We start from the raw sequence: 20,213 nt of genomic DNA, 5'->3' as shown, positions 1-20,213 counted from the left end.
GTACTAATATGACAAATCAAACGCCAATGATGCAACAATATTTAAAAATCAAATCGCAATATCAAGATTGTCTCTTATTTTTTAGATTAGGGGATTTTTATGAAATGTTTTTCGAAGATGCTAAAGTTGCATCTAGAGTATTAGAAATAACATTAACAAAACGTGACGCTAAAAAGGAAGATCCAATACCAATGTGCGGCGTACCTTATCATTCTGCGGACGGTTATATTGAAACTTTAATTAGTAATGGATATAAAGTAGCTATTTGTGAACAAATGGAGGATCCAAGGCAGACAAAAGGAATGGTTCGTCGAGAAGTAGTGCGTATAGTGACACCAGGCACAGTGATGGATCAAGGCGGTGTCGATGAAAAGCAAAATAACTATATATTAAGTTTTATCCAAGACGCATCATCATATGCGTTAAGTTATTGTGATGTATCTACAGGAGAATTAAAGGCTACTCATTTTGAAGATGAAGCAACATTAATTAATGAAATCACAACAATTAATCCTAATGAAATCGTAGTTAATGAAGAGATTGGCGAAATGTTAAAACGCCAAATTAGTTTAACGACGGAGACAATTACTGTGTTATCAGATATTTCTAATGCGAATTATGAAGTTAATAATATGAATGAAACGCTATTGTTTAATGCAACTCAATTATTATTAGATTATATTCACCATACACAAAAAAGAGATTTATCACATATTGAAACCGTGATTAAGTACGAAGCTATTGACTTTATGAAAATGGATTTCTATGCAAAACGTAATTTAGAATTAACCGAAAGCATACGTTTGAAAACTAAAAAAGGTACATTGCTATGGTTGATGGATGAAACTAAAACGCCTATGGGAGCTAGACGCTTAAAGCAATGGATAGATCGTCCACTTATCCAAAAATCACAAATCGAGTCTCGTTTAGATACAGTTGGTCAATTTATAAATCACTTCATTGAAAGGGATACTTTACGTAATCATTTAAATCAAGTATATGATATTGAGAGATTAGTGGGACGTGTTAGCTATGGTAATGTCAATGCACGTGATTTGATTCAGCTGAAACACTCAATTTCAGAAATTCCAAATATTAAGCACTTATTAGATGATTTCGATGAACATATGACTGCACAGTTTAAAGCATTAGAACCTTTAGATGATTTACTGGTTTTATTAGAAGAAAGTTTAAAAGAAGAACCCCCTATTTCAGTTAAAGAGGGTGGCTTGTTTAAAGCTGGTTTTAACACTGAATTAGATAGTTATTTAGAAGCTTCGAAAAATGGGAAAACATGGTTAGCAGAATTACAGGCTAAAGAACGTGAAAGAACTGGTATTAAATCACTGAAGATTAGTTTTAATAAAGTATTTGGTTACTTTATTGAAATTACAAGAGCTAACTTACAAGGTTTTGACCCGACAGCATATGGTTATCACAGAAAGCAAACTCTTTCAAATGCCGAACGTTTTATAACAGATGAGTTGAAAGAAAAAGAGGATATTATCTTGGGAGCTGAAGACAAAGCGATTGAGCTAGAATATCAATTGTTTGTAGAGCTTAGAGAACAAATTAAATCATACACAGAACGATTACAACAACAAGCAAAAGTTATATCTGAGCTTGATTGTTTACAGAGTTTTGCAGAAATTGCCCAAAAATATAATTATGCACGACCTACTTTTAGCGAAGATAAAACGTTAGAGCTTATCAATTCGAGACATCCAGTTGTAGAGCGTGTGATGGATTATAATGACTACGTACCGAACGATTGTGCACTGAACCAAGATACATTTATATATTTGATTACTGGTCCAAATATGTCAGGTAAATCGACTTATATGAGACAAGTAGCCATTATTAGTATTATGGCGCAGATGGGTGCTTATGTGCCATGTGAATCGGCAACTTTACCTGTGTTTGATCAGATTTTCACTAGAATTGGTGCTGCAGATGATCTAGTTTCAGGTAAAAGTACCTTTATGGTTGAAATGCTAGAAGCCCAAAAAGCGCTTGCTCACGCTACTGAAGATAGCCTAATCATTTTTGATGAGATAGGGCGTGGTACCTCTACATATGATGGTTTGGCATTAGCTCAAGCGATGATTGAATATGTTGCACACACTTCAAATGCTAAGACATTATTTTCAACACATTACCATGAATTGACTACACTAGATCAGTCGCTGCCTTGTTTAAAAAATGTACACGTTGCAGCAAATGAATATAAAGGTGAATTGATATTCCTACATAAGGTGAAGGATGGTGCAGTTGATGATAGTTACGGTATACAAGTAGCTAAATTAGCAAATTTACCAGACGAAGTGATTGATAGAGCTCAAGTAATATTAGATGCTTTTGAACAAAACAATAAACAAGAAACTAAAGTTGCAGTTAATACGGTAGAATTAGAGCATAGTAGCAACGATCCATATAATCACTCAGTAAATGACTCGCCAGTAAGTTACGAATATCAAACACCAGATGCTAAGCAATCTGCTAGCCAAGAACAAAGTCAATTTGAACAGGCAGCCTTTGATTTATTTGATACATCTGCAAAACAAAGTGAAATTGAAAATGAAATTAAAACATTAAACCTATCTAATATGACGCCTATAGAAGCACTTGTGAAACTAAGCGAATTACAAAGACAATTGAAATAGAGGTGAAGTCAAATGGGTAAAATTAAAGAGTTACAGACATCATTAGCAAATAAAATTGCTGCTGGAGAAGTTGTTGAACGTCCAGGATCAGTAGTTAAAGAATTATTGGAGAATGCCATTGATGCCCAAGCGACCGAAATCAATATAGAAGTAGCACAGTCTGGTGTTGAATCAATCCGTGTCGTCGATAATGGTACAGGGATTGCCATAGATGACTTAGGACTCGTATTTCATCGTCATGCAACGAGTAAACTAGATCAAGATGATGATTTGTTCCATATACGTACTTTAGGATTCCGTGGAGAAGCTTTAGCAAGTATATCTTCAGTGTCGAAAGTGACGTTGAAGACTTGTACAGATAGTGAAGAGGGACAAGAAATTTATGTCGAAAATGGTGAAATCCTTAATCAAAAACCAGCAAAAGCCAAACGTGGTACTGATATTTTAGTGGAATCACTATTTTACAATACACCTGCACGCCTCAAGTATATTAAAAGTTTATATACAGAATTAGGTAAAATAACAGATATTGTGAATCGTATGGCAATGAGTCATCCGAATGTACGTATTTCACTAATTTCTGATGGTAAAACTATTATTAAAACAAATGGCTCTGGACGTACAAATGAAGTTATGGCTGAAATATATGGTATGAAAGTGGCTAAAGATTTAGTTCATATTACTGGAGATACGAGTGATTACCATTTAGAAGGTTATGTCGCAAAGCCAGAGCACTCTAGAAGTAATAAACATTATATTTCTATTTTTATAAATGGTAGATATATTAAAAACTTTTTACTAGATAAGGCAATTCAGGAAGGCTATCATACGCTGTTGATGATTGGTCGATTCCCTATTTGTTATATTAATATAGAAATGGATCCTATACTTGTAGATGTCAATGTGCATCCGACTAAATTAGAAGTAAGACTTTCCAAAGAAGACCAACTCTTTGAATTAATAGTTGAAAAAATACGTGAAGCATTTCAAGATCGTATTTTGATTCCGCAAAATGATATGGATAAAATTACTAAGAAAAATAAAGTGCTAGATAAGTTTGAACAGCAAAAAATGGATTTTGAAAAACGTAAACAACAACAAAACGACTTTCAACAACAATCTTTTCATGATGAGGTACAAAGTCATGAAGATCGAGAAAGCCATGAACCAAAATCGCAAGCTCAATTACAATATAATACTGAAAATATGCAAGATGATGATATTCAATCAACTATACGGGAAACGAATGTCAAAAATGACGATTACGCACAAACTCAAAGAGCGTTATTAGATGAAATGGAGAACCATGAACAAGAATCAATACTTCACCAGAACAACCAACACGAAACTTTTAATCAAGATGACAAGGCGCAAGATATCGCAAATCAAGATATCAAAGGTAGTGTTAGTAAAGATGCCTCAAGACGTGTGCCTTATATGGAAGTAGTCGGCCAAGTACATGGTACTTATATAATTGCTCAAAATGAACAAGGTATGTATATGATTGATCAACATGCAGCTCAAGAACGGATTAAATATGAGTATTTTAGAGAGAAAATCGGGGAAGTTTCAAATGAAAGTCAAAATTTATTGATTCCTTTAACATTCCACTTTTCTACAGACGAATTGATGATTATCAATCAACATAAAGAAGAATTAGACAAAGTTGGTGTGCATTTAGAACCATTCGGAGGAAATGATTATATAGTAGATAGTTACCCGGTTTGGTTCCCAGCGTCTGAAGCGGAAGAAATCATAAAAGATATGATTGAATACGTATTAGAGCATAAGAAAGTTAATGTTAAAAAAATACGTGAAGATGCTGCAATTATGATGAGTTGTAAGCAATCCATTAAAGCCAATCACTATTTAAAAAATAACGAAATGGCCGATTTAGTTAATCAACTGAGAGAAACTGAGGACCCTTTTACTTGTCCACATGGCAGACCGATTATTATAAACTTTTCAAATTATGAATTAGAGCGACTGTTCAAACGAATTATCTAGGAGGTTAGTGGATGAAGCCATATATTTTACCAGCTATTCGATCAATGAAAGACTTGGAGAAAATGATACAAACGGATTATAAAGAGTGTGTGCTACTAGATACACATATTGGACATGTAAAAAGTATCATGGAATTACTTAAGAAGAATAAAATTGAAACGTATATGCATATCGATTTGATTAAAGGTATGAGTCACGATGAATTTGCATGCGAATATATCATACAAAATTATCATCCTAAAGGCATAGTTTCTACTAAAACAAAGGTAATCAATAAGGCAAAATCACTGAATACAACGACTGTTTTTCGAGTGTTTATATTAGATAGTCACGCTTTATCACGAAGCATAGAACTAATTAAGCGTGTAGAACCTGATTATGTTGAAGTTTTACCTGGAATTGCCAGTAAAGTAATTCAAATTATTAATGAAGAAACAAATACTTCTGTAATAGCTGGAGGCCTTATTAACACAGTAGATGAAGTTGAAATCGCGGTCGAAAATGGCGCAAAGTATATTACTACAAGCGACAGGCATTTATGGTAAGGCGATAGTGTTTTAATTAATTAAATTGAAATGGACAGCAAAGCATTTTACAAAAATCAATTCTTAAATAATAAATTAAATTTAAAAGTTAGCCATTTAAGCATAAGGTAATCTCAAAACTGCATTAAGTGAGCTAGCTTTTTTTATAATATTATTAAAAGGGGTAGAAATTATGTTGAAACCACAAAAGTTAAACCGAGGAGATACGGTTGCTATTGTGTCTCTATCATCAGGTATCGCAGGTGATGATTCTATTGTGTGGCGCACTTATCAAGGAATTCAAAGGTTACAAGAAATTTTCGGTTTGAAAGTAAAAATAATGCCACATGCACTGAAGGGGAGTGCCTTTACACAACAACATCCAGAGTTGCGTGCCTCAGACTTAAATGAAGCTATAAGAGATAGAGAGGTTAAAGCTATTATCAGTAGCATTGGTGGAGATGATGCAATTAGGATATGGCCCTATGTAGATTGTGAAGCGCTTCAAAGCTTTCCAAAAATTTTTCAGGATATTCAGATTCAACAACAGTACACATGATGTTTTATAAAATGGGTATCACTAGTTTTTATGGTCCAGCGTTGTTAACGGATTTTGCAGAGAATGTTAACATGGATTCTTATACTATAAAAGATATAGAAAAGAATTGGTTTAATAGTGAGTCAATAGGAGAAGTGAGGCCTGCAAAATACATCAGACCCTATGGATTAAATTGGAACATTGAAAATAAAGCAATCGCGAGACCAATTGTGCAACAACAAGGATATATATTGCTTCAAGGGCGAGTGAATGTCACAGGTCACTTAATAGGTGGGAATTTGGAAACACTCGTAGATATTAAAGATTCTGAATTGTTTCCGCAATTAAATGATTTTGAACAGACGATTTTATTTTTAGAAACTTCGGAAGATATGCCCAAGCCTGATGAATTTAGAGAGATGTTGTTTCAATTATTTGAAAAAGGGGTGTTCCATAAAGTTAACGGTATCATATTCGGTAAACCATTTAACAATGTTTATTATGAACAATATAAAGATGAAATATTGACCTTTTTCAACGTAGAGAGGCTCAAGCATTTACCTATATTATATAATTTGTCATTTGGTCATAACGAACCTAAACATATATATTGCCTTATGGCGTTGAAGCACAAATTAATTGCGAAACTAAGCAATTCTTTATTAATGAAAATGGTGTTATTGAAGATTAATTTGTGACAAGTTTTCAACAAAGTATTTGACAACGCTTACAATATCAGTGTAAGATGAATTCAAGTTAATAATTAGAACAGAGATGGGAGATTTCTACAGTAATTAAACCGGTGGTTCGAAACTGGCTATAATTGTAGGGGTCTCTCTATCTATTTTTAGGAGGAGTCTCTATGAGTGTATATTTTGCTGAATTCTTGGGAACAGCAATATTAGTATTATTTGGGGGAGGCGTTTGTGCCAACGTCAATTTGAAAAAAAGTGCTGGTAACGGCGCGGATTGGATTGTTATTGCATTAGGTTGGGGACTTGCGGTTACAATGGGAGTTTATGCTGTCGGTAATATTTCAGGTGCGCATCTTAATCCCGCGGTAACGATTGCGTTTGCTATGGACGGTGCTTTAAGTTGGGGGATGGTACCAGGATATATCATTTGCCAAATTCTAGGTGGTATCACTGGTGGTATCGTTGTTTGGTTAATGTATTTAGCACACTGGAAACAAACGGAAGATCAAGGCGCAAAATTAGGTGTATTCTCAACTGCGCCTGCAATTAAAAACTACTTTGCAAACTTCTTAAGTGAAATTATTGGTACTGCTGCTCTAACATTAGGTTTAATGTTTATAGGTATGAATAAAATCGCTGATGGTTTAAATCCATTAATCGTTGGTAGTTTGATTATTGCAATCGGTTTAAGTTTAGGTGGTCCAACTGGTTATGCGATTAACCCAGCACGTGACTTAGGCCCACGTATTGCACATGCAATATTACCAATTGCTGGTAAAGGCAATTCGAATTGGGGTTATGCAATTGTACCTGTTTTAGGTCCAATAACAGGTGGTATGATTGGTGCGGTTATTTATAGATTATTTTACAAAGGGGCATTTGATATGATGTCAGTTGTAGCGATAGTATTATTAATAGTTACAATTGCCCTTGGTATTGTGTTAAATAAATCTAAAAGTGCAAAAGGTATCGAATCCGTTTATTAATTAAGTTTCAACAGTCCTGTTTATAAGTTAAAATATAAACAGGCTTTATAATATATAAATATAAGTAATAAAAGCATGTTTGTATAGAATGATATTTGGCAATGTGTAAACTAGACGTGTAAAATGTCAAATTTTACATATACTATGTAGAAATCGAACATGATAAAAGGGAGATTATAATTATGGAAAAATATATCTTATCAATTGACCAAGGAACTACAAGTTCAAGAGCGATTCTTTTTGACCAAGACGGTAAAATCAAAGGTGTAGCACAACGCGAATTTAAGCAATACTTCCCTAAATCAGGTTGGGTAGAACATGATGCGAATGAAATTTGGACATCCGTTTTAGCGGTTATCGCCGAAGTTTTAAATGAAGGAAATGTCGGTGCAGATCAAATCGCTAGTATCGGTATTACTAACCAACGTGAAACAACAGTAGTATGGGATAAGGAAACGTCACGTCCTATCTATCATGCAATTGTATGGCAATCTCGTCAAACTCAAAGCATTTGTCAAGATTTAAAAGAACAAGGTCTCGAAGATAAATTCCGTGAGAAGACTGGTTTGCTATTAGATCCTTACTTTGCAGGTACAAAAGTAAAATGGATTTTAGATAATGTTGAAGGCGCGAGAGAAAAAGCTGACAATGACGAACTATTATTTGGAACGATTGATTCGTGGTTAGTTTGGAAATTATCTGGCGGTAAAGCACATATTACAGATTATACAAATGCAAGTCGTACATTAATTTATAACATTCACGATTTAGAATGGGATCAAGAGTTACTTGATATTTTAGAAATTCCTAATTCTATGCTACCTGAAGTAAAAGCATCAAGTGAGGTCTATGCAAATACTATTGATTATCACTTCTTCGGTAAAGAAGTACCAATTTCTGGTATTGCTGGTGACCAACAAGCCGCTTTATTTGGACAAGCTTGTTTTAACCGTGGTGATGTGAAAAATACTTACGGCACTGGTGGTTTCATGTTGATGAATACAGGGGAAGAAGCTGTTACATCTAAGAGTGGTTTGTTAACAACGATTGCATATGGGATAGATGGTAAAGTGAATTATGCACTTGAAGGTTCTATTTTTGTATCTGGTTCTGCAATCCAATGGTTACGTGATGGTCTAAGAATGATTAATTCTGCACCACAATCAGAGAACTACGCAGAGCGTGTTGAATCATCAGAAGGTGTATATGTTGTGCCAGCATTTGTTGGGCTAGGCACACCTTATTGGGATGCAGAAGCACGAGGTGCAATCTTCGGCTTAACACGTGGTACAGAAAAAGAACATTTCATCCGCGCAACATTAGAATCATTATGTTATCAAACACGTGATGTATTAGAAGCTATGGAAAAAGACTCTGACATTACAGTGAATAATTTACGTGTTGATGGTGGCGCTGTAAAAAATAATTTCATTATGCAATTTCAAGCTGACTTGTTAAATGTTGGTGTAGAACGTCCAGAGATTAATGAAACGACAGCTTTAGGTGCTGCATACCTAGCGGGACTTGCAGTAGGATTCTGGGATAGTAAAGATGAAATTGCTAATCGTTGGAAACTTGAAAAAGACTTTACGCCTAATATGGAAGATAAAGAAAGAGAAAAATTATATAAAGGCTGGAAGAAAGCTGTAGAAGCAACTCAAGTTTTTAAATTAGAAGATGAATAAAAAAATAGACTAAATGTTGTTATGTATGCTACAATATGGGTAAGTTAATAATACAGAGATGAGAAATGAGAGATTTCGTTCGTACAATTATATATGTATGGGATGAGTCTCTCTTTTTTTATTATTTTAGGAGGCCTAGTTTTTATGAGTTTATCAACATTAAAAAGAGAACAGATCAAGAAGGATTTGAAAAATAAAGATTTTGACGTTGTCATTATTGGCGGCGGTATTACTGGAGCAGGTATTGCTTTAGATGCTAGTCAAAGAGGTATGAAAGTTGCTTTAGTAGAAATGCAAGACTTTGCACAAGGTACAAGTTCACGTTCTACTAAATTAGTACATGGTGGCTTGCGTTACTTAAAACAACTACAAGTTGGCGTTGTTGCAGAAACTGGTCGTGAACGTGCAATTGTATATGAAAATGGTCCACACGTAACAACACCTGAACGTATGCTTTTACCAATGCATAAAGGCGGTTCAATGGGTAAATTCACTACTGCTATAGGTTTAACAATGTATGATAGATTAGCTGGTGTTAAAAAAGCAGAACGTAAAACAATGCTAAATGCTAAAGAAACATTAGAAAAAGAACCACTTGTTAAAAAAGCTGGTCTTAAAGGTGGCGGTTCTTATGTTGAGTACCGTACTGATGACGCGCGTTTAACAATAGAAGTTATGAAACGTGCAGAAGAAAAAGGCGCAACGATTATTAACCATACAAAATCTGTTCATTTCACATATGATTCTAATGAACAAGTTAATGGTATCCAAGTAGAAGATCAAATTAACAATGAAACTTATCCAGTTAAAGCTAAAAAAGTTATCAATGCAAGTGGCCCATGGGTAGACGAAGTACGCAGTGGTGACTATGCTAGAAATAATAAACAATTACGCTTAACTAAAGGTGTTCACATTGTTATTGATCAATCTAAATTCCCATTAGGTCAAGCTGTTTATTTCGATACTGAAAAAGATGGTCGTATGATTTTTGCTATACCACGTGAAGGTAAAGCATATGTAGGTACAACAGATACATTCTACAATAATGACAAAGCTTCACCACTTGCTACACAAGAAGATAGAGATTACTTAATTGATGCAATTAATTACATGTTCCCAGATGTAGATGTTAAAGATGAAGACATTGAATCATCATGGGCTGGAATTAGACCATTAATTTTAGAAGAAGGTAAAGACCCATCTGAAATTTCTCGTAAAGATGAAGTTTGGGAAGGTAAATCTGGTCTGTTAACAATTGCTGGTGGTAAATTAACTGGTTATCGTCACATGGCTTTAGAAATTGTAGACTTATTATCAAAACGCTTGAAAGAAGAATACGGCATGAAATTTGCTAAATGTGCTACAAAACATTTAACAATTTCTGGCGGAGATGTTGGTGGTAGTAAAAACTTTGACCAATTCATCGATCAAAAAGTTAAAGAAGCAAAATCATATCAAATAGATGAAGCAACAGCACGTCACTTTGCTTCTAAATATGGTTCTAATGCTGAAGAATTATTCAAAATAGCACAAACAGCTCAACATCAAGATACTGGATTGCCGTTAGATATTTATACGGAATTAATCTATTCAATACAAAATGAAATGGTGTACCGTCCAACAGATTTCTTTATCCGTCGTACTGGTAAACTTTATTTCAAAATTGATGATGTATTAAATTATAAAGAACAAGTTATTGAAGTTATGGGTGACTTATTAGGTTACACTAATATTCAAAAAGAAGCTTATACAAAAGAATTACAAATTGCAATTGAAGAAGCACAAACTGGGAACCAACAACCAGCAGAAAAAGAATAATCATCTGGCACTTTGTATTGTAAAGTTTAAAATAAAAGCAGCTACTGACTCTATTGAGTTGGTAGCTGTTTTTTGTGTAATAGTTATTTTCGCTAATGACTAAACGTATAGCGTAGTATTTGATAACATGGTAGTTTGAAGGTATATTGTATAATATAGATAATGATAATCGTATAGTATGGGAGGCTAAATACATGAGTAAAAATGAATTTAAAATAACAGTTTCAGATGGGACAATGTTAGAAGTTAGATTGGATAAGGCAAAAAATGAAACGATTGGTATCGTACATTTACTTCATGGCATGGCTGAGCATATGGATAGATACGATCATCTAGTAGAATCGTTAAATCAGCAAGGTTACGATGTATTGCGTCATAATCACAGAGGACATGGTAAAGAGGTTGACGATAGTGAAAGAGGTCATATAGATAATATATCGCAAGTAGCTGATGATACATATGAAATAGCACAAACAATGTGTGCGCATTATTATAATATTCCTTACATTGTAATTGGACACTCTATGGGGTCAATTGTTGCACGCATTTTTGTTCAAAAATATCCAGATGCTGCACAAGGTGTAATTCTATCAGGAACTACACAATACCCTAAGTATAAAGCTTCATTGCTAAGAATAGTATTGAAATTAATCACACTAATTACAGGAAAAAAACGTCGTTTAAATTGGTTGAACCGCACTATGTATAAAACCTTTAATAAAAATATAGTTAATCAACTAACGACAAGTGATTGGTTATCTAGTGATCCTGAAGAAGTGGAACAATTTAACAGAGATCCTTATACAGGTTTCTTAGTGTCTAACCAATTGATTTACGAAACAATTAAGCATATGTTACTTACAAGCAAGGGTAAAAATTTAAATAAAATTGATCCGAATCTTCCAATTTTATTAATATCTGGCAAGGATGACCCATTAAGCGAATATGGTAAAGGAATAAGAAATTTAGGTAATTTATATAAAAAAGCAGGTGTTAAGCACATTACTGTACACTTATATAAAAACAAGAGACATGAAGTATTATTTGAGCAAGGTTATACTGAAACATGGCAACATATGTATGAATGGATAGAAAAACAAATTTTAAAAAAGTACAAATAGAAAAAGAGAGTTGATACACGTGCAAAGCGACAAACCATTTTTAATCGTATTAGTAGGGCCGACAGCTGTGGGGAAAACAGAATTTAGCATTGAATTAGCGAAGAAAGTGGACGGTGAAATTATTAGTGGTGATTCAATGCAAGTTTATAAACAAATGGATATTGGAACTGCTAAAATTATGCAAGACGAGATGTCAGGTATCCCTCATCATATGATTGATATTTTAGAACCGGATGAAAACTTTTCAGCATATGAATTTAAAAATAGAGCACAACGGTTAATTAAAGAGATTACAGCAAGAGGACGTGTACCTATAATTGCAGGCGGTACGGGGCTGTATATTCAATCGCTTATCTATAATTATGACTTTGAAGATGAAACTATTTCTGAACAAAAAAGTTTAGAAATTGAAGCAAAGTTATCTGAGCTTGATCAATTATCAAATGAGGCGTTGCATCAATACTTAGCGTCTTTTGATGAGGTGTCTGCACAAGACATACACCCAAATAATCGAAAAAGAGTTAGAAGAGCAATACAATATTATTTAAAAACAAAAAAACTTTTAAGTTCTCGCAAGAAAGTACAACAATTCGCTGAAAATTATGATACATTATTATTAGGGATAGAAATGTCGCGTGACATATTATATCAAAGAATTAATAAACGTGTAGATATAATGTTGGAACGTGGATTACTTAGTGAAGTGCAACAACTCGTTGATAATGGATACGAAACTAGTCAAAGTATGCAAGCGATAGGATACAAAGAAATCGTACCAGTCATTAAACAAGAATTAAGTTTAGATGAAGCAACCGAAAAATTAAAGCAACATTCTAGAAATTACGCTAAGCGACAAATGACTTGGTTTAAAAACAAGCTCGACGTGTTGTGGTTAGATAGAGAGAAAATGTCACTATCATTGATGTTAGAAGAGGTTTCAGTCCAAATACAGAAAAGGAGAACATAATATGAATACATCAGAGAACATCCAAGATAAATTCCTTGGGCAATTTAAGGCTGATCAGACAAAGGTAGTTGTGTTTTTAGTAAATGGTTTTCAAATGAAAGGTATTATCGAAGATTATGATAAGTATTTAGTATGCTTATTATCACAAGGTAAGCAGCATTTAATTTACAAACATGCGATTAGTACATTTACGATTGACGATTCAAACACTAATGAGGAAGTATAAATACAATGCTATTAAAAATTAACATGATACTTTATGTATAAAGTAGTAGAGGCAGGGCGTAAACATCTCTGTCTAAAGCATAAACGTCGGTTTCTATTGCAACAAAATAGAAACCGGCGTTTTCTTTATTTTCCTGAAATTTTTGAGTTCGTGGAACAACTCTCCCTCTAATTATTTTAGTGATATTTATCAAAATAATATTTTGTTTGAATTTATTTTATCAATAGTGCCATATCATATGCTTAAATTATATTCTAGATGAGTATAGATGTTTTAAACGATGAGGTTTGTATATAAAAAAGACTAATCCATATTAAAATGAATTAGTCCTTTGTTATAAGAAATGGGATTTAAGTCACTATTTTTAGTGTTTTATCATAAGTAGTGATAACTAAATCTAGATTAATCATTTCGAATTATAATAGAGATTCTATCTCAGATTCGATTTGTCCTGGTTTCTTCTGCGGAGAGAAGCGGTGAACAACGTTACCTTTTTTATCAACTAAGAATTTTGTGAAATTCCATTTGATTTTTTCATTGAATAACCCATTTTGTGCTTCTGTTAAAAATTTGAAAAGTGGATGTTGGTTTTCCCCTTTAACATTTATTTTTTCATGCATTGGAAAAGAAACGCCGTAATTAATTTTGCAGTTTTGTGTTGCTTCTTCTCCGTTACCAGGTTCTTGGCCACCGAATTGGTTGCATGGGAAACCTAGAATAATGAAATCTTGATCTTTATATTTCTCATACAATTCTTGTAAACCTTCAAACTGAGGTGTGAAACCGCATTCGCTAGCAGTATTCACAATCAGCATAACTTTATCTTTATATGCGTCTAATTGATATGTTTCTCCATTTGGTTGTTGAACTTCTATGTCATATATAGTCATCTTAATTCACCTCTTACTATTAATTTAACACAATTTGAGTTTATAGTCTTTATATTGACACTATGATAGAATAGCTAAGAAAACTTGGAAAAGAGGTGCATGTTATGACCCAATATCAAACGCATACAACCGAACAAAAATTAGAAACAGCAATATTGATTGGAGTACATGCTCAAACAGACAATGATTTTAATTTCGAATCCACGATGGAAGAGTTGGCATCTCTTTCCAGAACATGTCAATTGGATGTTCAAGAGCAATTTACTCAAAATAGAATGAACGTTGATAACAAATATTATGTTGGTAAAGGTAAATTAGATGAGATAAAAGCATATGTTGAATTTCATGATATTGATGTTGTCGTGGCGAACGATGAATTGACAACAGCGCAATCTAAGACACTTAACGGTAATTTAAATGTTAAAATCATTGATAGAACACAGCTTATATTAGAAATATTTGCTTTAAGAGCACGTAGTAAAGAAGGTAAATTACAAGTAGAGTTAGCTCAATTAGATTACTTAATGCCAAGATTACAAGGACACGGTCGGAGTTTATCACGTTTAGGTGGTGGAATTGGTACAAGAGGCCCTGGTGAAACTAAGCTTGAAATGGACCGCAGACACATAAGAACAAGAATGAATGAAATCAAGCATCAGTTAGAAACTGTAGTAGAGCATCGTGAACGATATCGTAATAAACGTGAACAAAATCATGTGTTTCAAGTTGCGCTTGTTGGCTACACAAATGCTGGTAAATCATCGTGGTTTAACGCATTAGCTAAAGAAACAACATATGAAAAGAATTTGTTGTTCGCAACGCTTGACCCTAAAACGAGACAAATTCAAATTAATGATGGATTTAATCTTGTTATATCTGATACGGTTGGCTTTATACAAAAATTACCAACAACGCTCATTGCTGCATTTAAGTCCACTTTAGAAGAAGCTAAAAATGCAGACTTACTATTACATGTAGTAGATAGTAGTCATCCGGAATATCGAGCGCAATATGATACGGTAAATCAAATTATTGGTGATTTAGAAATGGGACAAATCCCTCAAGCGATTATATTTAATAAAAAAGATTTACATGAAGGGATATTGCCAGCTACAAATAAACCACATGTTTTTGTTTCAAGCAGAGAACAAGAAGATATAGAAAAGGTTAAAGAACTTTTATATAATGAAGTGAAAAAAGTATTAACTTATTACGAAGAGCATGTACCGAGTTCAGATGCCAATCGTTTATATTTTCTAAAGCAAAATACATTAGTATCTGAATTGAATTTTAATGAAATAACCGCGACTTACGAAGTGAAAGGCTATAAAAAAGAGTAGAAGGAAGTAATGATTAATGGAAGAGATGAAACAACTGATTGCAGAAACTGAAGAAACATTAGCACCTTATTTTAAATATATTGAAGAGGTTGCCTATGAGAATCAAGAAAAAGTTTTAAATGCTTTTCATGCAGTCAAAGCAACAGAAAGCGACTTACAAGGTACTACAGGCTATGGTTACGATGACTTAGGTCGAGATCACCTTGAAGAGATTTATGCACACGCTTTTAAAGCAGAAGATGCTATTGTAAGGCCTCAAATTATTTCTGGGACACACGCGATTACGATTGCTTTACAGAGCCTTTTGAAATATGGAGATGAACTTTTATATATTACAGGTAACCCATATGATACCTTGTTAGAAGTAATAGGTATTAACGGTAATGGGATAGAAAGTTTGAAAGAACATGGTGTAAGTTATGATAAAGTCGATTTGAAAGAGGGCGACATTGACATTCAAGCCGTGTTTAAACAAATTAAACCACAAACAAAAGTAATTGCTATCCAAAGATCGAAAGGTTACGATCAACGCCCTTCAATTAGATTAGATTTAATCGAACAGGCAATACAACAAATAAAGGCACAATATCCTGATATAATCATTTTTGTAGATAATTGCTATGGTGAGTTTGTTGAGAAACGTGAACCTATTGAATGTGGTGCAGACTTAATTGCAGGATCATTGATTAAAAATCCAGGTGGCGGTTTAGCAAAAATTGGTGGTTATATTGCAGGTGAAAAAGCGCTAGTCGAAAGATGTGGTTATCGATTAACTGCGCCAGGAATAGGTAAAGAAGCGGGTGCTTCGTTAAATTCACTTCAAGAAATGTATCAAGGCTTTTTTCTTGCACCACATGTAGTTAGCCAAAGTTTAAAAGGCGCATTGTTTACTAGTTTATTATTAGAAAAAATGGATATGCGCACCTCACCACGCTATGATGTTGCTCGAACAGATTTAATACAAACTGTGTCATTCGAAACAAAAGAACAAATGATTTTATTTTGTCAAAGTATCCAACAGGCTTCGCCGATAAATGCTCATTTCAGTCCAGAACCGGCCTATATGCCTGGTTATGAAGATGATGTAATCATGGCAGCGGGTACTTTTGTGCAAGGTTCTTCAATAGAATTATCGGCAGACGGACCAATAAGACCCCCATATGAAGTGTATGTGCAAGGTGGTTTAACATATGAACACGTTAAATTAGCTGTGACTAGAGCAGCACAAAAATTAAAAACACAACAACTTGTATAAATAATAACTATTTACCATATATTTTATTTTATGACGAATTGAAATTGACTACTAATTTTATGAATCATAAAGAAAATATATGGTTTTTTTGAAATAAATTTAAGGAATTTTCAAAAAACTTATTTGACCAATGAGTAGAAAGTGTCTTGAGCTTAGTTGTATCAAGGGATTAGATATGATGTAAGGAAACCTTACATATCTTTGAATTAATTTAGTTATTATGCTAAATTTATTATAAGTTCAAAAATAGAGGTGATCGGATTGAAGTCAAATGATACATTAAGACGAAGTATGCCGGTTTTCCCTATGAGTGTTGTAACAAAATTAAGCGAATTGACTGCAAGGCAAATTCGTTACTATGAAACACATGAACTGCTTAAACCACATAGATCAGAAGGGAATAAAAGACTTTTTTCATTAAATGATTTGGAGCGACTTTTAGAAATTAAAAGCTTAATTGAAAAGGGCTTTAATATAAAAGGAATTAAACAAATTATAAAAGATGATCAAGATCACCTGACTGATGATGAACAAGAAACAAGAAAACAAATGATAGTTGAAGCCACTCAGAAACCGCAGCGAGAAGCAATTCCGATAAACCGTGGAGATTTATCACGCTTTATCAAATAAAATAATGGGGGACATTTACAATGCCAAAACGTTCATTTACTAAAGAAGATATTCATAAGTTTGCTAAGGAAGAAAATGTGAGATATTTAAGGTTACAATTCACTGATATTTTAGGAGTTATTAAAAACGTTGAAGTACCAGTTAGTCAATTAGAAAAAGTTTTAGATAATGAAATGATGTTTGATGGTTCTTCAATCGAAGGATTCGTGCGTATCGAAGAATCTGATATGTACCTTTACCCAGATTTAGATACATGGGTTATTTTCCCATGGACTGCTGGGCAAGGTAAAGTTGCTCGTTTAATTTGTGATGTATATAAAACAGATGGCACACCATTTGAAGGTGATCCTCGTGCCAACTTAAAACGTGTGTTAAATGAGATGCAAGAGTTAGGATTCTCAGAATTAAACTTAGGACCTGAACCTGAATTCTTCTTATTCAAATTAGATGAAAAAGGTGAACCAACATTAGAACTAAATGATGATGGTGGTTACTTCGATTTAGCTCCAACAGATTTAGGTGAAAATTGCCGTCGTGACATCGTACTAGAATTAGAAGATATGGGCTTCGATATTGAAGCGAGTCACCATGAGGTTGCACCAGGACAACATGAAATTGACTTTAAATATGCGGATGCAATTACAGCTTGTGATAATATCCAAACATTTAAACTTGTTGTAAAAACAATTGCGCGTCAACATAACCTGCATGCAACATTTATGCCAAAACCATTGTTTGGTGTGAACGGAAGCGGCATGCACTTTAACATGTCATTGTTCAAAGGCAAAGAAAATGCATTCTTTGATCCAGATGGCGATATGCAAATGACTAAAGATGCGTTCCACTTTATTGCAGGTATCTTGAAAAATGCACGTGGATTTACAGGTGTATGTAATCCATTAGTAAACTCTTATAAACGTTTAGTTCCAGGTTATGAAGCACCTTGTTACATTGCATGGAGTGGTAAAAACCGTTCTCCATTAATCCGTGTACCATCATCTCGTGGATTATCAACACGTGTAGAAGTGCGTTCAGTTGATCCAGCAGCAAATCCATACTTAGCATTAGCAGCTATCTTACAAGCTGGTTTAGATGGTATTAAAAATAAATTAGAAGTACCAGAACCAGTTAACCAAAACATTTATGAGATGAACCGTGAAGAACGTGAAGCAGTTGGTATTGAAGATTTACCTTCAACTTTATATACAGCAATTAAAGCTATGAAGAATAATGAGCCAATCAAAGAAGCGCTTGGTAATCATATTTATAACCAATTCATTAATTCTAAATCAATTGAGTGGGATTACTACAGAACTCAAGTTTCTGAATGGGAAAGAGAACAATATATCAAACAATACTAGGTGCTAAACAAAGGGGTTAAACACTAGGTATATAAGCAACTCGAGTCATCCTATTAGGATGATTTCGGGTTGTTTTTTTGCACCCATTTTTTATTTTTATTGAGTGTTTTGGGTGCAGAATGGGTGAAGAAAGTTTTGAAATATTTCTTTATTAGAAAAATTCGCTATTTCTATTTTAATTTGGCTTAGTTTATCATTACGCCAAGTGATTAAGTGAAAGCCTAACCATTCATTAAATTAATAATCTCTTTGGACTTGTATAACTGGACTTAACTAATTTTCTAATCCAACAACTGCATCCCAAACTAAATGGAAGTTGAAAGGTCGCTTGAGAGCTAAATATGCTCTCTTTGCATAGATGGTTTGGTAGTTGATGCAAGTTCTCGGCTATTTACAAAATTTAGGGGGGAATTTGTTAGTGTAGAAAAGAAATACGATTACTGGTGGTCTGAATTTAAACATCCAATCATTCCTATAAAAATATATATATGGTGCAATATATTTTAGTGCTACTCAGTACGCCTTATATGAGTAAGCTTCTAGTCACCGTTCTCATTTGAAAACTATGCGAATATGCATAAACCCACCTAAATAAGAGGTGGTTTTTTTTGCTGTTTTATAGATTGTTTTTGTTTTAGTAAAATAACAAGTATTAAGTATTAGCAATTTCTCGAGCTATTATTATAAGTATAGCTTTTTAACTATAATATAAAAATATGCAATTCGAGTATTTATAATGGGATGATGTCGTGTTGTTATTTTGTGAAATAGTATTCTGTGAATGATTAGGAAAATGTATGAATTTCTAATTAATTGAAAATAATATTATATGACTATAGTTTTACTAGGCTGTTAAAAATCTATTCACTTCAAGTATGTTCTGTTTATAAAATTGTAATTCATATGATTTGGTATGATTTAATTAGGCATTTAATTTTAGGTTTTTAGAAATTAATGTTATATTATTAACGAATTGCGATTAATTCATTAATATAAACATAATTTATTCAATTAGAAGGAGTGGTTATAATGGTAAAACCATTATATGAGGTTACTGTTATTAGCAATGGTGGTAGAGATGGTAAAGTTTTTAGTGAAGACAATACTTTTTATCAAGATTTAGCTGTCCCGAAAGAAATGGGAGGAAATGGTGTTACTGAATCAAATCCAGAACAATTATTTGCAGCTGGCTATAGCTCATGTTTCAACAATGCACTTATGCACATTTTAAAAAGCGATGGTAAAGGCTCAATTGAACCAGAAGTGCGTGCGACAGCTTATTTATTACCGGATAAAGCAGATGGTGGCGTTAAGTTGGCTGCTGAATTAGATGTAACAGTTAAAGATCTTAGTCAAGAAGAGGCAGAATTATATGTAGAAAAAGCACATAATTATTGTCCATATTCAAAAGCTTTAAAAGAAACAATAGATATTGAAATTAATGTAAGTGTTAATTAAAAAACAAATCTCCATTAATGTGTGACATTTATGGAGATTTGCTTTTTTA

At 33.5% G+C, this 20,213-nt stretch carries 14 protein-coding genes and 2 pseudogenes; 15 read left to right on the top strand and 1 reads right to left on the bottom strand.

Annotation, left to right across the window (positions count from 1 at the left end):
• Nucleotides 1–8 precede the first annotated feature (8 nt).
• The 10 genes and pseudogenes from mutS to hfq form a co-directional block, all read left to right on the top strand.
• Nucleotides 9–2,366: pseudogene (gene mutS / locus BTM19_RS02750) on the top strand (DNA mismatch repair protein MutS); the annotation flags it as partial.
• A gap of 309 nt (nt 2,367–2,675) precedes the next feature.
• On the top strand, nt 2,676–4,670 hold the full coding sequence (mutL, locus tag BTM19_RS02745; protein WP_058625736.1) for a DNA mismatch repair endonuclease MutL: 1,995 nt from the start codon (nt 2,676–2,678) through the stop codon (nt 4,668–4,670).
• Between the two features lie 11 nt (nt 4,671–4,681).
• On the top strand, nt 4,682–5,215 hold the full coding sequence (locus BTM19_RS02740) for a glycerol-3-phosphate responsive antiterminator (protein WP_029377428.1): 534 nt from the start codon (nt 4,682–4,684) through the stop codon (nt 5,213–5,215).
• Nucleotides 5,216–5,387: 172 nt separating this feature from the next.
• Nucleotides 5,388–6,423 (top strand): annotated as a pseudogene (locus BTM19_RS02735) (S66 family peptidase).
• A 171-nt stretch (nt 6,424–6,594) separates the two neighbouring features.
• Nucleotides 6,595–7,413, top strand: coding sequence for an MIP/aquaporin family protein (locus tag BTM19_RS02730; RefSeq protein WP_029377426.1), 819 nt, complete (start codon nt 6,595–6,597; stop codon nt 7,411–7,413).
• A gap of 182 nt (nt 7,414–7,595) precedes the next feature.
• On the top strand, nt 7,596–9,098 hold the full coding sequence (glpK, locus tag BTM19_RS02725) for a glycerol kinase GlpK (RefSeq protein ID WP_029377425.1): 1,503 nt from the start codon (nt 7,596–7,598) through the stop codon (nt 9,096–9,098).
• Nucleotides 9,099–9,242: 144 nt separating this feature from the next.
• On the top strand, nt 9,243–10,916 hold the full coding sequence (locus BTM19_RS02720) for a glycerol-3-phosphate dehydrogenase/oxidase (RefSeq protein WP_029377423.1): 1,674 nt from the start codon (nt 9,243–9,245) through the stop codon (nt 10,914–10,916).
• Between the two features lie 194 nt (nt 10,917–11,110).
• A complete protein-coding gene (locus tag BTM19_RS02715) occupies nt 11,111–12,037 on the top strand; it encodes an alpha/beta hydrolase (RefSeq protein ID WP_058625733.1) in 927 nt (308 codons plus the stop codon).
• 19 nt (nt 12,038–12,056) lie between these two features.
• A complete protein-coding gene (miaA, locus tag BTM19_RS02710) occupies nt 12,057–13,004 on the top strand; it encodes a tRNA (adenosine(37)-N6)-dimethylallyltransferase MiaA (RefSeq protein ID WP_058625732.1) in 948 nt (315 codons plus the stop codon).
• Between the two features lies 1 nt (nt 13,005).
• On the top strand, nt 13,006–13,230 hold the full coding sequence (gene hfq, locus BTM19_RS02705; RefSeq protein ID WP_029377420.1) for an RNA chaperone Hfq: 225 nt from the start codon (nt 13,006–13,008) through the stop codon (nt 13,228–13,230).
• Nucleotides 13,231–13,646: 416 nt separating this feature from the next.
• Here hfq and BTM19_RS02700 read toward each other — a convergent pair whose 3' ends face one another.
• Nucleotides 13,647–14,120 carry a glutathione peroxidase gene (locus BTM19_RS02700; RefSeq protein ID WP_029377419.1) on the bottom strand — a complete coding sequence of 158 codons (474 nt, stop codon included), beginning with the start codon at nt 14,118–14,120 and terminating at the stop codon, nt 13,647–13,649.
• Between the two features lie 104 nt (nt 14,121–14,224).
• Here BTM19_RS02700 and hflX point away from each other — a divergent pair, with 104 nt between their 5' ends.
• From hflX to BTM19_RS02675, 5 genes are all read left to right on the top strand, one after another.
• A complete protein-coding gene (gene hflX, locus BTM19_RS02695; protein ID WP_058625731.1) occupies nt 14,225–15,460 on the top strand; it encodes a GTPase HflX in 1,236 nt (411 codons plus the stop codon).
• A 16-nt stretch (nt 15,461–15,476) separates the two neighbouring features.
• On the top strand, nt 15,477–16,715 hold the full coding sequence (locus tag BTM19_RS02690; RefSeq protein ID WP_058625730.1) for a methionine gamma-lyase family protein: 1,239 nt from the start codon (nt 15,477–15,479) through the stop codon (nt 16,713–16,715).
• Between the two features lie 261 nt (nt 16,716–16,976).
• Entirely contained in the window at nt 16,977–17,345 is a 369-nt protein-coding gene (locus BTM19_RS02685; protein ID WP_029377416.1) for a MerR family transcriptional regulator, read from the top strand.
• A 20-nt stretch (nt 17,346–17,365) separates the two neighbouring features.
• Nucleotides 17,366–18,706 (top strand): type I glutamate--ammonia ligase, encoded by a 1,341-nt coding sequence (gene glnA / locus BTM19_RS02680; protein ID WP_029377415.1) that lies wholly within the window; start codon nt 17,366–17,368, stop codon nt 18,704–18,706.
• 1,029 nt (nt 18,707–19,735) lie between these two features.
• Nucleotides 19,736–20,164: an Ohr family peroxiredoxin gene (locus BTM19_RS02675; RefSeq protein ID WP_029377414.1), complete on the top strand. Its 429-nt coding sequence runs from the start codon at nt 19,736–19,738 to the stop codon at nt 20,162–20,164.
• Nucleotides 20,165–20,213: the final 49 nt, after the last annotated feature.

The sequence above is a fragment of the Staphylococcus xylosus genome, assembly GCF_002732165.1.
In the GTDB taxonomy this organism is placed as follows: domain Bacteria; phylum Bacillota; class Bacilli; order Staphylococcales; family Staphylococcaceae; genus Staphylococcus; species Staphylococcus xylosus.
Note: the sequence above shows the minus strand (reverse complement) of the source record. Positions and strands in the feature narration are given on the sequence as shown.